The 15021-nt window shown below is 55.4% G+C and carries 9 protein-coding genes; all 9 read right to left on the reverse strand.

The features are described 5' to 3' along the window. Positions 1-112: 112 nt before the first annotated feature. Complete coding sequence (bamB, locus tag GPJ68_RS17990; protein ID WP_016153997.1) at positions 113-1291, reverse strand: outer membrane protein assembly factor BamB; 1179 nt, start codon at positions 1289-1291, stop codon at positions 113-115. Positions 1292-1301: 10 nt separating this feature from the next. Beyond that, the gene (locus GPJ68_RS17995) at positions 1302-1922 is read right to left on the reverse strand and encodes a YfgM family protein (RefSeq protein WP_016157128.1); all 621 of its coding nucleotides are present in this window, start codon (positions 1920-1922) and stop codon (positions 1302-1304) included. Between the two features lie 13 nt (positions 1923-1935). Further along, the gene (hisS, locus tag GPJ68_RS18000) at positions 1936-3210 is read right to left on the reverse strand and encodes a histidine--tRNA ligase (protein WP_016153999.1); all 1275 of its coding nucleotides are present in this window, start codon (positions 3208-3210) and stop codon (positions 1936-1938) included. A 110-nt stretch (positions 3211-3320) separates the two neighbouring features. Continuing rightward, positions 3321-4439, reverse strand: coding sequence for a flavodoxin-dependent (E)-4-hydroxy-3-methylbut-2-enyl-diphosphate synthase (gene ispG, locus GPJ68_RS18005; protein WP_075847653.1), 1119 nt, complete (start codon positions 4437-4439; stop codon positions 3321-3323). Positions 4440-4465: 26 nt separating this feature from the next. Then, positions 4466-5455: a cytoskeleton protein RodZ gene (gene rodZ / locus GPJ68_RS18010; protein WP_047358237.1), complete on the reverse strand. Its 990-nt coding sequence runs from the start codon at positions 5453-5455 to the stop codon at positions 4466-4468. Positions 5456-5739: 284 nt separating this feature from the next. Continuing rightward, complete coding sequence (locus GPJ68_RS18015; protein WP_016154002.1) at positions 5740-6906, reverse strand: bifunctional tRNA (adenosine(37)-C2)-methyltransferase TrmG/ribosomal RNA large subunit methyltransferase RlmN; 1167 nt, start codon at positions 6904-6906, stop codon at positions 5740-5742. A 256-nt stretch (positions 6907-7162) separates the two neighbouring features. Further along, entirely contained in the window at positions 7163-7594 is a 432-nt protein-coding gene (ndk, locus tag GPJ68_RS18020) for a nucleoside-diphosphate kinase (RefSeq protein WP_003037710.1), read from the reverse strand. 136 nt (positions 7595-7730) lie between these two features. After that, positions 7731-10043 carry a peptidoglycan glycosyltransferase PbpC gene (gene pbpC, locus GPJ68_RS18025; RefSeq protein WP_104651160.1) on the reverse strand — a complete coding sequence of 771 codons (2313 nt, stop codon included), beginning with the start codon at positions 10041-10043 and terminating at the stop codon, positions 7731-7733. After that, positions 10044-14978 carry an alpha-2-macroglobulin gene (locus tag GPJ68_RS18030; protein ID WP_104651159.1) on the reverse strand — a complete coding sequence of 1645 codons (4935 nt, stop codon included), beginning with the start codon at positions 14976-14978 and terminating at the stop codon, positions 10044-10046. Positions 14979-15021: the final 43 nt, after the last annotated feature.

The raw sequence follows: 15021 nt of genomic DNA on the forward strand, positions 1-15021 counted from the left end.
AGCCTCATTTAATAAATCATCAGACAACGGGCACATTTTTTGCGCCGTTGTTAAAAACAGTAAAACGGCCCCTGCACCAGGAGCCGTTTTTCAAAGCGAGCGGCCGGGACGATTAACGCGTAATAGAGTACAGCGTACCGTCTTTCGCCTGGATCAGCAGTTTACCATCAGCAGAGACCGGCTCGGTCAGGAAACCAGAGCTGTCAACTTTCTGCTGGGCGACAAAGCGGCCATCGTCAACGTTAATCCAGTGCAGGTAGCCTTCGCTATCACCCACGACCAGATTGCCGTTATACAATACCGGGGACGTCAACAGACGGTGCAGCAGATCGCTTTGCGTCCACAGCGTCACACCGCCGTCGGTGGTCAGCGCCAGTACACGGTCGTTCTGGTCTACCAGGTAGATACGGTTACCGTCGACGATGAAATCATTCACTGAGCCCAGTTCACGTTTCCACATGATCTGACCGCTGCGCAGATCCAGCGCCGTCAGGTTACCATTATAAGCCAGCGCGTAGACAACGCCATTGACGATAACAGGCGTGGTATCAACGTCGCTCAGACGATCGATTTCCGTTGGACCTGTCGCCTGAGAAATACGCTGCTGCCAAATCATCTGGCCCTGCTGCATCAGCACGGCGCTTACGCGGCCGTTATCACCGCCAACGATAGCTGCGCCAAAGGCGGTCGCTGGGGCAGATTCGCCGCGCAGAGACAGAGAAGGCATGTCGAGGTTAACGGTCCATTTGATAGCGCCGTCAGCTTCGTTCAAGGCCTGCAACTGACCGTTACTGGTGTGGATTAATACCACGCCATCGCTCACAACAGGACGAGACAGCGCTTCACCGGCAACTTTCGTCTGCCATGCGGTGGTACCATCGCTGGTGTTCAGCGCATAAACCTGCGCTTTTTCGCTGCCAATGTAAACATGGCCACCGGACACGGTTACACCGCCAGAAAGCTGTGCAGATGCGCGGGAGAACCAGCCGTCTTTCTCACCCAGATTAACAGACCAGACTTCTTTGCCGTCGTCCGCATTCAACGCCTTAACGACGCCAGCGCGATCGGCTGCATAGACAACGTTATCCGCCAGCGCAGGATGAAGATTGGAATAGAAATCACCAATACCGTTACCTACAGAGGTGCTCCAGTCCGTAGACGGAGTAAACTGGTTTTCAACCACCGGTAATGGGGACATCTTAACGACATCTTCTTCGCCACTAAACAGTGAACAGCCGCTCAATAGGGTAACGGAAAGCAGCCCTGGCAGAAGTAATTTACGCAATTGCATCGGGTCCCTCTCAGATGGACAAATTATTGATTTTCATCTGCATCATTTCGCTCAGAGCAGGAGAGGCATCGCTTTTCACGCCCGCTTCCCATGCGCTACGCGCACCTTGTTTATCGCCTTTGCTCAGCAATGCTTCACCGCGCAGGTCGGCAACAATGGCCGTCCACCCTTCACCTTTAATGGTGTCGAGTGTTTTCAGCGCGGTATCAGCCTGTTTAAGCTGAACCTGAACACGGGCCAGACGCAGGTTAATCACCGCTTTGAGATTCTCATCGCTGGTCGCTGCTAAGCCTTGTTGCAGCTGGCTTGCGGCTTTCTCAAGTTCATTTTGGTCAACAAACTGCTGCGCCAGTTCCAGTGAAGCTAACGCGCCGTAGGTATTTTTGTTTTCTGCGGCAAATTTCTCTGCAGCAGGAAGACTATCCGGTTTACCCGCGCTAACCGCAGTCACCGTATTTTGATATGCCAGAGAAGCAGAGCGTGCGGACTCCGTCTGATGGCTGGTCCAGTAACGCCAGCCAACCAGCGCGCCAACCCCTAAAATGACCCCAACAGCCAGCGCTTTGCCGTTTTCAGCAAAGAAGCGTTTTACTGCATCAATCTGGTCGTTTTCGTTCTCGTAAATTTCCACGCTGTCCTTCTCCTTAGCCCAGTAGAGTGCGCAAATGCGCGGCAACGCTATCCTGCGCTACTGCCGTTTGCTCACCAGAGCGCAAATCCTTCACTACAACAGTACCGTCAGCCACTTCGGACTCGCCCAGTACCAGTGCAACGCGGGCGCCCCACTTGTCGGCGCGGGCGAACTGTTTCTTAAAGTTGCCGCCACCGTGGTTTGTCATCAGTTTCACACCAGGAACTTCATCGCGCAGACGTTCTGCAAGCCGCATTGCAACCGACTGCGTATCCGCCCCCGAAGCGACCAGGTATATATCGACAACAGGATCTGCGTTAAATTCCGGATTAACTGCCTGAACTAACAAAACAAGTCGTTCCAGACCCATGGCAAAGCCCACGGCCGGCGTTGCGCGACCGCCAAGTTGCTCTACCAGACCGTCGTAACGCCCACCGGCACACACGGTACCCTGAGAGCCCAGGCTGCTGGTGACCCACTCAAATACGGTGCGGTTGTAATAATCAAGACCACGAACCAGACGCTGATTGACGGTATAGGCAATACCTGCGGATTCCAGCAGTTTGCACAGGCCCGCAAAGTGCTCGCGAGAGTCGTCATCAAGATAGTCGCCCAGCGCAGGTGCGTCGTTGAGCAGCGCCTGTACTTCCGGGTTTTTGGAGTCGAGAACGCGCAGCGGGTTAGTGTACATACGGCGCTTGCAGTCTTCGTCCAGTTTCTCTTTGTGCTGTTCCAGGTAGGCGACCAGCGCATCACGGTAGTTAGCGCGGGCTTCAAGCGAACCAATTGAGTTCAGCTCAAGGCTGACATGCTGAGAAATACCCAGCGCGCGCCACCAGCGAGCGGTCAGCATAATCAGTTCAGCATCGATGTCCGGGCCTTGCAGGCCAAACACTTCGACACCCAGCTGATGGAATTGACGATAGCGCCCTTTTTGCGGACGTTCGTGGCGGAACATCGGCCCGATATACCACAGACGCTGTTCCTGATTGTACAGGAGACCATGTTCGATGCCGGCGCGTACGCAGCCCGCAGTCCCTTCAGGACGCAACGTCAGGCTGTCGCCATTACGGTCCTCAAAGGTATACATCTCTTTTTCAACCACGTCAGTGACTTCACCGATCGCGCGTTTGAATAACGGGGTCTGCTCTACAATCGGCAAGCGGATTTCACTGTAACCGTAGCTGCCGAGCACGTTTTTGAGAGTGCCTTCAATGCGCTGCCAGATGGCGGTTTCGCCAGGCAGATAATCGTTCATGCCGCGAATGGCTTGAATGTTTTTTGCCACGTTTATTCTCTTTATGAATATAAAAATGAACCCTCAGCGCTAACCCGAACAATGCGGGCGCCATGCGGGTTCAATCATACACGGGAAGCACGCCGCTTCCCATCACGTTGTTATTTTTCAAGCTGCTGCACGTCAATACGACGCGCTTCGTCCAGGATACTCGCTTTGGCGCGAATGCGGGCTTCAAGCTGCGTAATCATATCGTCGTTATCGAGTCGATCCTTACGCACGCCGTCTTCATACAGACCGCTTTTCTTGTTACCGCCCGTCACGCCCAGCGTAGAAACCAGCGCTTCGCCAGGACCGTTCACCACACAGCCGATGATCGAAACATCCATTGGCGTAATGATATCTTCCAGACGTTGTTCCAGCGCGTTCACCGTACCGATAACGTCGAACTCCTGACGCGAGCAGGTTGGGCAGGCGATAAAGTTGATCCCGCGCGCACGAATGCGCAGCGATTTCAGGATATCGAAGCCAACTTTGATCTCTTCCACCGGATCCGCTGCCAGAGAGACACGCAGCGTATCGCCGATCCCTTCGGACAACAGCAATCCTAAACCGATCGCTGATTTTACCGCCCCGCTGCGTGCGCCACCGGCTTCGGTGATCCCCAAATGCAGCGGTTGATCGATCTTTTTCGCCAGCAGGCGATAGGATTCAACAGCGAGGAAAACGTCAGACGCTTTAACGCTGACTTTGAATTGATCGAAGTTCAGACGATCGAGGTGATCCACATGGCGCATAGCGGATTCCAGCAGCGCCTGCGGCGTCGGTTCACCGTATTTTTCCTGCAGATCTTTTTCCAGCGATCCGGCGTTGACGCCGATACGGATAGGAATATTTTTATCACGAGCGCAGTCCACTACCATGCGAATACGCTCTTCATTACCGATATTGCCTGGGTTGATACGCAGGCAATCGACGCCGTATTCCGCCACCTTCAGCGCGATACGATAGTCGAAGTGAATATCGGCAACCAGCGGGACATTAACCTGCTGTTTGATAAGCTTGAACGCTTCTGCGGCATCCATTGTCGGTACAGAGACACGAACAATATCTGCGCCGACGCGTTCCAGCGCTTTGATCTGATTAACCGTCGCTTCCACATCTGTGGTACGCGTATTGGTCATAGACTGTACGGCGATGGGCGCGCCATCGCCGATCGGCACGTTCCCAACGTAAATGCGTGTTGATTTTCTACGTTGAATTGGAGCCTGGTTATGCATTAAAAAATCTCCCGCATTGCCGTCTGTTACTGAGCCGGTGATTGTTCGGCATTAACGGTCAGACGCGCAACCTGGTTAGTTCTGATAAAACGACTCAGATCGACAGGTTTACCCTGGAACTGAATCTGCACTGCCGCCGGAGCGCCAATTTTCAGTTTGTACGGCGCCTGACCCGTCAGATTCAGATTGCCGTCCTTACGCTGCATACCACTGAACAGTTTTTTTCCGGTCGCATCGGTCACTTCCAGCCAGCAATCGGCGGTAAAGTTCATTACCAGTGCGTTAGGATCGGCGGCAGGGGTAGTGACACCCGCCTGGTCAGTCGGCAGCGGCGCCGCGGTAGCTGGCGCAGCAGTTGCGGTATCGACGTTAGCCTGGGAAGGTGCCACAACGGCATTCTGCTGCGCATCAGCGGCAGGTGCCGGGGTTGCAGCAACATCTGGCGTAGGCGCTGCGTCCGCCACCGCGCCATCGTCTGGAGCCGGAGTAGTACCCTGGCCCGCTGCGGCGCTGGTATCTAACGGTACGTTCTGCGCACCATCTTTACCGGCATTCAGCTCAGCGGAGGATTGATCGGCCATGGTGGTGATCTCTTCCTGCTGCGCTTTATGGTTCTGCCACCACCAGGCTCCCGTCAGTCCGACAACGACAAACAGCACCAGCCAGGTAAAGGTCATTAACCAGCCGTCGCGTTTTTTACGACGCTTACCGAGCGAGAAGCTCTGCATCGGTGCGACTTTGGCTGGGCGAATCGGAGCCTGTTTTTCCAGCCCTGGCAACAGTTCTTCTTCAGGAATATGCACCAGACGCGCATAAGAACGGATATACCCGCGCAGGAATGTTGAAGCGAGATCGGCTGGTGCCTTATCTTCTTCAATATCACGTACCGTGGAGACCTTCAGGCAAAGTCGCTCCGCGACTGCCTGCTGGCTGAATCCGAGTTGTTCACGGGCATTGCGCAGACGAACGCCGGTGGATAGTGCTTCATTTTTGTCGTGCGTGGCTTCAGTATTCATTCGCTACAGCTGCGTAAATTTGGGTTCTGATGCCGGCGAGCCACAATGCTCACCCACACCGCGAAACATCTGGTCAGTTAACCTTCGTCAGACAGTATAAAACGGTCAGACTATCAAAGACAAAACAACGTAAACCTGAGGGCTAAAGGCTTGTTGCGCCGTTACATACTGCCTTAAAGTCGACAAAAACGCACCGTTATTATTGACCTGACGACAACAACAAAAAACCTCATTTGGCTTACGTTGCACTACGGTACATGAATTATACCGTAGTGCACTCAACATCAAACGGTCTTGATATCGATAGCGTCGCCCTGCATACGCTTACGCAGAGTACGCTTGGTACGGTCGATAACGTCACCCGCCAGCTGACCGCAGGCTGCATCGATGTCATCGCCACGTGTTTTACGCACGATGGTAGTGAAACCATAGCTCATCAACACTTTGGAGAAACGATCGATACGGCTGTTAGAGCTACGGCCATATGGCGCGCCTGGGAACGGGTTCCACGGGATCAGGTTAATCTTACACGGCGTATCTTTCAGCAGCTCTGCCAACTGATGCGCGTGTTCAGTACCATCATTGATGTGATCTAACATCACATACTCAATGGTCACACGACCCTGGTTAGCGTTGGACTTCTCCAGATAACGACGAACCGCGCCAAGGAATGTTTCGATATTGTACTTTTTGTTGATAGGTACAATTTCGTCACGAATTTCATCGTTCGGCGCATGCAGAGAAATCGCCAGCGCGACATCAATCATATCGCCCAGCTTATCCAGCGCAGGGACAACGCCTGAGGTGGAGAGCGTGACGCGACGCTTGGACAGCCCAAAACCGAAGTCATCCAGCATGATTTCCATCGCTGGCACCACGTTGGTCAGGTTGAGCAGCGGCTCGCCCATCCCCATCATCACCACGTTGGTGATAGGACGCACGCCCGTTGCTTTCACCGCGCCGACGATTTTCGCCGCGCGCCAGACCTGACCAATGATTTCCGACACCCGCAGGTTACGGTTAAAGCCCTGTTGCGCCGTAGAGCAGAATTTACACTCTAATGCACAACCGACCTGTGAAGAAACACACAGGGTCGCGCGATCGTCTTCCGGGATATACACGGTTTCTACGCGCTGATCGCCAACCGCGATGGCCCATTTGATCGTACCGTCAGAGGAACGCTGCTCTTCCACCACTTCCGGGGCGCGAATTTCAGCCACTTCTTTCAGCTTGTTACGCAGCACCTTATTGATGTCAGTCATGTCATCAAAGTTGTCGCTGCAATAGTGGTACATCCACTTCATGACCTGATCGGCACGAAACGGTTTTTCACCCATATCTTTGAAGAATTCGCGCATTTGCTGACGGTTCAGATCCAGCAGGTTGATTTTTCCATTTTTATTTGGAACCGCAGGAATGACGACTTCAGAGGTGTTAACTAATTCAGACATAATTTTTTCCGGCCTCGTTGTTACACGTTGTGGCCCGTGGAGGGTTAAAAAGAAACGCCCCGGCAAGCGTTCTGCTCTTCCGGGGCGTTGCATTGTACAAAGTCTGGCGCAGGGATGCCACGTTTGCACGAAGCATTAGCGAAAATAATATGTAAATCGCTAATTCCTCTCCAAAGGATTTCGCATCGCAGGAAAGCGGCACGTTCGAGCCTCCCCGAAAGCATAGAAAACGATGCGATGTGAAAGACGCAGGAGATTAGCGCGTGCGCGGGCAAACCTCGCCTTCACCGAAGAAATAGGCGATTTCACGCGCGGCAGATTCAACGGAGTCGGAACCGTGAGTACCGTTCTCAGTGAAGCTATCAGCGTAGTCTGCACGCAGAGTACCCGCCAGCGCATTCGCCGGGTTGGTTGCACCCAGCAGATCACGGTGACGCTGTACGGCATTTTCGCTTTCCAGAACAGAAACAACGATCGGACCGGAGGTCATGAATTCAACCAGACCGTCAAAGAACGGCTTACCATCATGCTCAGCATAGAAGCCACGCGCCTGCTCAACGGTCAGGTGCAGCATTTTAGTACCGACAATTTTGAACCCTGCTGCTTCAAAGCGCGCAAAGATGCTCCCAATAACGTTTTTTGCCACCGCGTTTGGTTTGATGATGGAAAAAGTACGTTCAATAGCCATGATTACCTCTGAAAAAGATGTTTTGTTGTTGTTTACCTGGCGCGGATTATAAAGAGCATCCCGGCAATTGACCATTGACGAAGATAACATTTCTTTAAAATAAGATGAATTTTAGCAACAAAAGTCACCTGGTGGTCTACTGCAACGAAAATCTCACCGTCGCCACCTGTCCGGCGTCATCCATCACCAGCAGTTGATAATCCCCTTTGGTCGCCAGCCGTAGCGTAAGACGGCGTCCGCGTTCATCCAGCCGTTCACCGTTAAGAAACCACCAGCGATCGCCAGTCCCACCGCTGGTTTGTACCGGCAATGAGGCCAGCGCAGAACCGGGTAAACGCTTCACAATCGCGCCATCACGAACCCCTGTCAACTGCAACGGCAGCGAAGCATCCTGCCCCAGCGGCGGACACGTGGCAGAAACCGGCGGTAATCTCGCCCCACGGCGCTCTGACTCCGGCAGCCATGGCTCCAGCGGTAAAGGCCAGACGATTAACGTTTGTTCGCGCGCCTGCGGGCAATCCGCCGCCACACGTTTGCCTTCATCGTCCAGCCAGACGGGGAAACGAATGCCACTCACACCCTCCTGTTCGGGCAATAACAACGTGGGCGGCTGGCTGCCCTCCAGCAGCCAGGTTGCCAGACGGCGTCGACAGTTGCTGTCTCCGGGCGCAAGTGACTGCCCACCCGGCCAGCACACTACGCCGCGGCTAACGGATTCAGGGCGCGGATCCTCCGGCTGATTTGTCCCGCGAGAGAGTAAAAGATTGTTGACCTGATTGAGCAGCGGCACGGCGCTGGCAAAACCAAACTGGCCCACCACCGGCGTACCGTCGGGTCTGCCGGTCCAGATCCCCATCACATAACGGGCGTTAACGCCAATCGCCCACGCATCGCGATAGCCATAACTGGTACCCGTTTTCCACGCCAGCGGAACCACTCTGCTCAGCGCGTTATCCGGCAGCGGTTGCGCTTCGTCAGCCATAATGCGGCGAATAATCCACGCCGCGCCTACCGACATCAACGGACGCTCCAGCAGTGGATCGTCTGGCTGCAGGCGCAGTTTTCCCGCTTTTCCCTGACGGGCAAAGGCACTGTACGCCGCCGCCATGTCTTCCAGTCTGGCCCCTGCCCCGCCCAAAATCAGCGACAGATTCGGTGCGGCACCTGCGGGCAGATACAGCGGTAAGCCAACGTTACGTAACGATGCGGCAAAACGCTTCGGGCCATAGGCTTCAAGTACCTGTACGGCGGGTAAATTCAGCGAGCGCACCAGCGCTTCGCTCATACTCACCGGACCATGAAAACCACTGTCAAAATTCCCTGGTCGATAATCTCCGGTTCGACGCGGTACATCCTGCAACAACGAAGCAGGATGAATTAATCCGTCATCCAACGCCAGACCATAGATAAACGGCTTCAGCACCGAGCCCGGCGAGCGGATCGCATTCACCATATCCACATGGCCAAAGCGGGAGTCGTCATTCATATCTACCGACCCCACCCAGCCACGCACGCTCATATCAGTGTGATCGACCACAATCATCGCCAGCGAACTGCGCGCAGGTAAGCGGCCCTTCCAGTTTTGCGCCAGCTCTTCCAGTTGGCGCTGCAATCCGGCGTCAAGGGTGGTCACGATTTTATCGCTCCGGCTTTTTCCCAGCATCATGCGCGAGAATAACGGCGCTAGCTGCGGCATTTGTCTGGGCGCCAGCCAGACCGGTTCTTCGCGTGACTCCTGCACCTGTCTGGCAGGCCAAACGCCCTGCGTCGCCATGCGCTCAAGCACTTTATTGCGCGCCGCTTCAGCGCGATCCGGCCAGCGGTCCGGGCGCAGACGGCTCGGTGCCTGCGGCAACACGGCCAGCAGCGCGGCATCGGAATAACTCAACTGTGCGGGTGATTTACCAAGATAGGCCCAGCTCGCCGCACCCACGCCCTGCAGCGTGCCGCCAAACGGCGCACGGTTAAGATATAGCGTCAGGATGTCGCGCTTAGAAAGATGCCATTCCAGCTGCAATGCGCGCCAGAGCTGGCGGAACTTGCCGCCGAAAGTTCGCGGGTGGGGATCGAGTAATCGTGCGACCTGCATGGTGAGCGTACTGCCGCCTGAAACGACACGACCTGAGGAGAGGTCCTGCCATGCCGCGCGCAGCACTGAAAACGGATTGACGCCGGGATGTTTCCAGAACCAGCGGTCTTCGTAGTTGATTAACGCCTCAAGGTAACGGGGGGACACCTCATCAATAGTCACCGGATAACGCCAGATACCGTCCGCGTCGGCGAAGCGCCATAGCGGCGTACCATCGTAAGCCACCACGACACGTGCCGGATCGACTTCGTGAAGCGGCAGCGGCCAGATTTTATCTGCCGCCCAAACCCCCGCTACCAGCAATAGCGCAACGGCTGCCAGCCAGAGCCAGCAGCCGCGTTTCCCCAACCCGCGCATCATTTACGGTCTGACAATCAAAAGCCCCTCTGTCGCACCGGTCGCGCGCCACTGCGGAACATACATTGACTCCACTTGCGGCACAGGAACCTGATAGGTCCCCGGCGTTACCGCCCGCGCCAGATAGACCAGCGTCACAGGCTGTCCTTCGTTGACCGCTACCGCGGCGACAAAGCGATCGTCACGGAACTCAACGTGCTGGATATCCGCCTGCTGCATCTGATTGAGCAAATTCGCTACCTCGCTGCCGCTGTCCTGCAGGCTGGCGCTGCCGTTGGCCAGATTCTGGTTTTCCAGCTCCAGGCCGGCTGGCAGTAAGTCAACCACCAATGCATCCGGTACGTTCTGGCTGGCTTTCACCTCCAGCCAGACCAGTACCAGCTCGCCGCTGCGCAGAGAATCCAGCGCTTTGCTGTTCCCGTCGAGTCCCAGGATCTGACGCTCAATGTGCAGGACGTTGTTGGCAGGCGTCGGCGAGGTTTGCGGGTAACCACTCACATCCAGACGCAGCCACAGCGGCAGATTACCGGTATTGGTGACGTTCAGCGTAGACAGCGCGTCAGCATCCAGATTACGCGTTTGTGATTTCTCCCCGGCTAACGCCTGTTCAGAGAGTGACGTTTGCGCCTGCCACGAGCCAGGCAAGTCCTGTAACGTACGCGCGGCAAGGAACAGCGCATTGTTTTCCTGAGTAGAGAGCCAGCGCTGCCCAAAGGCCTGTTCTGACAAAGTGTTCAGCAGCGTATTCTGCACGTCAGGTTTAAGCTTGTTCTCTTCCAACAATGCCAGCATCAGCGCGTTGTCACGTAGCTGACTGCCGTAATCCGCCATCCACTGCTGCGCATCGCGACGTGGCGTATTCAGCGCCAGCGTCAACGCTTGTTCACTGCGGTTGGCGTCGCCCATGTTTTTCAGCGCTATCCCCAGTTGCATCAGCTGTAAACCGGAAGCCGCCTGTGCACGACGCTCCCAGATCTCACGCAGCGCGCCGAGCGGGGCTTTCTGCTGACGAGCCAGCACCAGCGCGGCGTAGGCCTGTACGGCAAACCGGCTTGCTGATGCGTCGTCGGTATAGCGAATCGACATCATGCCCGGATCCTGCAAATAGCGCAGCAGCCGCTCGTTACCCCGGTTAATCACCTCTGCCGGAACGCTATAGCCCTGTTCATTCGCGCGAACGAGGAAATCCATCACATACGCGGTCAGCCAGTACTCTTCCGACCCGTTCTTATCCCACAGCGCAAAACCGCCGTTATCACGCTGCATTTGCAGTAAACGAGAGATGCCAATCTCTACTGCCGCACGGCGTTTTTCATCGCTGTCGCCCGCGATACCTAACGCCTTCAACTGCGCGGCATTGGTGTATAAGGATGGGAACAACCCGCTCGCCGTTTGCTCGAGGCAACCGTAAGGGTAAGCTTTCAGTTCACGGATATAGCGCGCCAGATTCAGCGGTGGCTTACCGCTGAACAGCAGTTGTCCCTGCATCGTCACAGGAGAGAAATTCGTCAGTTCTTCGCCCGGAAGCTGCCAGGTTGCGCCCGGCTGAAGTGCGACGCCGTAATTAACAGTTTGCGCCGGGAACGCCGGTCGCACGCCAATTTTCCACTGTTTATGCTGAACAGGCAGCGTTTCACCCGGTAGATTCAGACCGCTAATTTGCGCCTGAATTTCGCCATCGCCAAAGCCCTCCCGCGCACGCACCGGAATAAACAGCGTAGTCCGTACGCCTGGCGCCAGATTCACCGGGGCGGGATCTTGCCCCATCAGCTCCAGTAAACCGCTGGCCGCGAGATTAATAATCAGCGTTTGCGGTTTGTCAGTCAGGTTGGTCACGTCCAGCGTCAGGCGCGAGGTATCGCCCCCCGCCAGAAAGCGCGGCATGTTCAGTTCAGCAATTACCGGCGCGGCGACAATCACTTTGCTTTCGCTACTGCCAAAATCATCCGCCGTCCAGGCTTGTGCCATTACCCGCAGCTCGCCGTTGAAATCACCAATTGGTAACGTCACCGTACCTTCGCCCTGCTCGTTAAGCGTCACTGGCAGCGCCTGTTGCGCCACGATATTGACGTGATTAACCGGTGGCTTGCCGCCGCGTTTTAACTCATCGCCATCACCACCAAAGCGCAGCGCCGCCAGACGTCCTTGCCCTTCGATCACCTGGCCGTAAATATCATAAATATCCGCGCCATAGCGTTTTTGCCCGAAAAACGCCTGCCACGGATCCGGCGTGGCGTAATCGGTAATGTTCAACACCCCGCTGTCAACGGCTGAGACCAGCACGTTAACCTGTTTTGGCACGTCGCCATTTTTAACGCTGGCTTTAATCTTGACGGTCAACGGCTGATTTGGACGCATTTTCGCCGGACTTTCCAGCGCCAGCGCCAGACGACGGTTTTCATCGCCTAACGGCAAATGCAGTAAGCCGACTGCCCGCTTTGGCGTTGCCGAACGAGACTTGTCGCCAGGACGAACCACCAGCGCGCTGAGATACAAGTCATGGCGATTCCAGGTTTTATCGACCGGGATGGAGATATCAAGACCATCCGTCGGTACGTCTATCTCTTGCCACCACAGCGGGCCTTCGCTGGACTCCACCATCGCGTAACCTTTGCCTGCAGCGGGTGCGGCAATGTGTAGCTTCATGGTATCGCCGGGACGATAGCCGGGTTTATCCAGTTTCAGGGTCACGCGATCGGGACGCACTGCCCCGCTGCCGTCGCTGTTATCCTGCCAGCTATAACCAGCCCAGAAGCGAACGCTGCTCACCGCATCATTCGGAGCTTTCACTTCCAGGCGATAGGCACCCCACTCGACAGGGAAGCTGACTTTACCGGTCTCATCGACCTTAAGATCCAGGGTCTGCTCACCCTCAACCAGATCTTTTTGATCGAACTGCGATTGCCAGCCCTCGCCTTCAGACCAGTTCCAGTAATAATCACGGCGTTCACGAATCAAACGCACCTGTAAACCGGACACCGCTTTTTTCTCACCTTGCGCATCGGCATACACAATATCAAAAGCGGCATTGCTGTTTTCATCAACGCCAGGCTGATTGACGGTAGTATCGGTGCGGTAGTCATATACGGCTCTCGCCGCAAACTGCGGACGAATACCTGGCAGCGTATCCGCAGGCCAGATGGCTTGTTCAACCCGACGCGTCACCGGACGGCCACCCGACTCCAGCAGGCTGGCTTGCAGAATCACCTGTAACGGAGAATGCGTCTCCTGCCATTGGCTGTTGGTAGTCACTTCGCCGCGACCGTGGTCATCCAGCGTCAACTGAACCTCATCGAGGCTGCGAGAAAGATTTTCTTCGGCAATATTACCAAACTGGAACCCCGGTAATGCCTGCACCGCTTCCCGCAACGGGCGCAGGAAAAGCTGCCCTTGCAGAGCATTGCCGTTGGCGGGCGCGCCGTACAGGTAGTAGCCCACCACCGAGAACTTCACTTCATCAGTTGGAGCCACCGGCATCTTATTGGCGGTGAGATTGAGCGCCATCCGCTCAGGCATGAAATCTTCGACGTGGAAATCCCACATCCGCGACTGGTTGTCGCCAGTATTGGCACGAATATGCCACATGCCGGTGGGCGCGCTGCTGTCCAGCGGCCAGCTAAAGCGATACAGACCGTTTTCCGGTTGGCTCACTACCGAGCGTAACACCTGTCCGTCGGGCTTAACGACCTCCAGCTTCACCGGCTGGTCAGGCAGCGTTTTGCCGTCGCTATCTCGCAGTAATCCGTTGAGGATCACCGTTTCGCCAGGGCGATAGAGGTCTCGGGGGCCAAACATAAAGAACTGCTTGCTGTATCCCGGCGCGCCGGCAATATCAAATTCAGCCAGATCCAACGCCGGGAGCTTCAGGTCCAGCAGCGTAGTTTGCCCATCTTTGCGGGCCAGCAATAAGGCCGCGTCTTTATCGGTTTCCAGCTTGACGTGACCCTGCGCGTCACTGGTAGCCTGCGCCAGCGTCTGCCCTTTTTCGTTGAGTAACGTGACCTCAATACCCTGCTGCGCAGCGCCGTTTTCCAGACTCTGCGTAAAGACATCCAGTTGATTGTGGTAACGGTGCGCAGAGACACCAATGTCACTGAGCGTAAACAGCGTAGCAGCATTGCTGTAGTTATAGTGTCCGGCCTGATTCATCACCGCAATGTAAACGCCTGCTTGCTGCAACGGCTTGATATCGCTCAGTGGCAGTAGCAGCTTCTCTCGGGTGTTACGCTCAGGATTGAGGTCAAAGCGTCCGGTATAAACCAGCTCCGCCATTTTCAGCAGATTGTCTGACTCCCAGTTTGACAACGAATTACGGTATTCCCACTGGCTGACAAACGCACCGAGCGACTCAGGCTTCACGCGAAAGAAGTTTACATCCACGCTATCAACATTAAGGGCCATCACCGGTAACCCTTCAATCACTTTTCCCGGCAGCAGCGAGCCGCGACTAGCGAACCCTACGCTTGGCTGGACGTCGCGGGTGGTAATATTTTTTTCATAATCGATAGCGAACGTCGCTTTATTCAGCGCCAGCAAATCACGCTCAATGGTAACCACCAGTTCCCGGTTAGGTTCGAGATGGCGTAAGCGTAGCTCTTTTAGATTTGGCGCCAGCTCCCAGGCACCATCCACTTTGCCGCTTTTTTTATCAACAACGTGCACTACGCGAGAAAAATCTTGTTCCGGATCGAGGGGAATGGAAAAGGTCAAAACGAGCGTTGCCGCGCCGTCGAGTTGGACCTCTGAGGCATCAAGCAGCGTCAGCGACTTACCCTGGCTTTGCTGAATCAGCTTTTGTAATTGGGCCTTATCTTTTGCTGGCGCAGTCTGCGGTGCAGGCGCATCAGGCTTCGCAGCCGTCGGTGATTTTTCGTTATTATTATCGCACCCAACCAGTGCCAGCATCAGCATACAGGCCGCTACGCGTAAATGTTTCATTTTTCATCCCTGGCCGTAGTGGCCCGTTAGCTACGTAGAACAA

Origin of the sequence: Citrobacter sp. 172116965, from assembly GCF_013458095.1 — a bacterium.
GTDB classification, from domain to species: domain Bacteria; phylum Pseudomonadota; class Gammaproteobacteria; order Enterobacterales; family Enterobacteriaceae; genus Citrobacter; species Citrobacter braakii.

Excerpts from the sequence above, each read along its gene's own strand:
- bamB (WP_016153997.1), bottom strand. The coding sequence starts at position 1,291 with ATGCAATTGCGTAAATTACTTCTGCCAGGGCTGCTTTCCGTTACCCTA.
- ispG (WP_075847653.1), bottom strand. The coding sequence starts at position 4,439 with ATGCATAACCAGGCTCCAATTCAACGTAGAAAATCAACACGCATTTAC.
- rodZ (WP_047358237.1), bottom strand. The coding sequence starts at position 5,455 with ATGAATACTGAAGCCACGCACGACAAAAATGAAGCACTATCCACCGGC.
- GPJ68_RS18015 (WP_016154002.1), bottom strand. The coding sequence starts at position 6,906 with ATGTCTGAATTAGTTAACACCTCTGAAGTCGTCATTCCTGCGGTTCCA.
- ndk (WP_003037710.1), bottom strand. The coding sequence starts at position 7,594 with ATGGCTATTGAACGTACTTTTTCCATCATCAAACCAAACGCGGTGGCA.
- pbpC (WP_104651160.1), bottom strand. The coding sequence starts at position 10,043 with ATGATGCGCGGGTTGGGGAAACGCGGCTGCTGGCTCTGGCTGGCAGCC.
- GPJ68_RS18030 (WP_104651159.1), bottom strand. The coding sequence starts at position 14,978 with ATGAAACATTTACGCGTAGCGGCCTGTATGCTGATGCTGGCACTGGTT.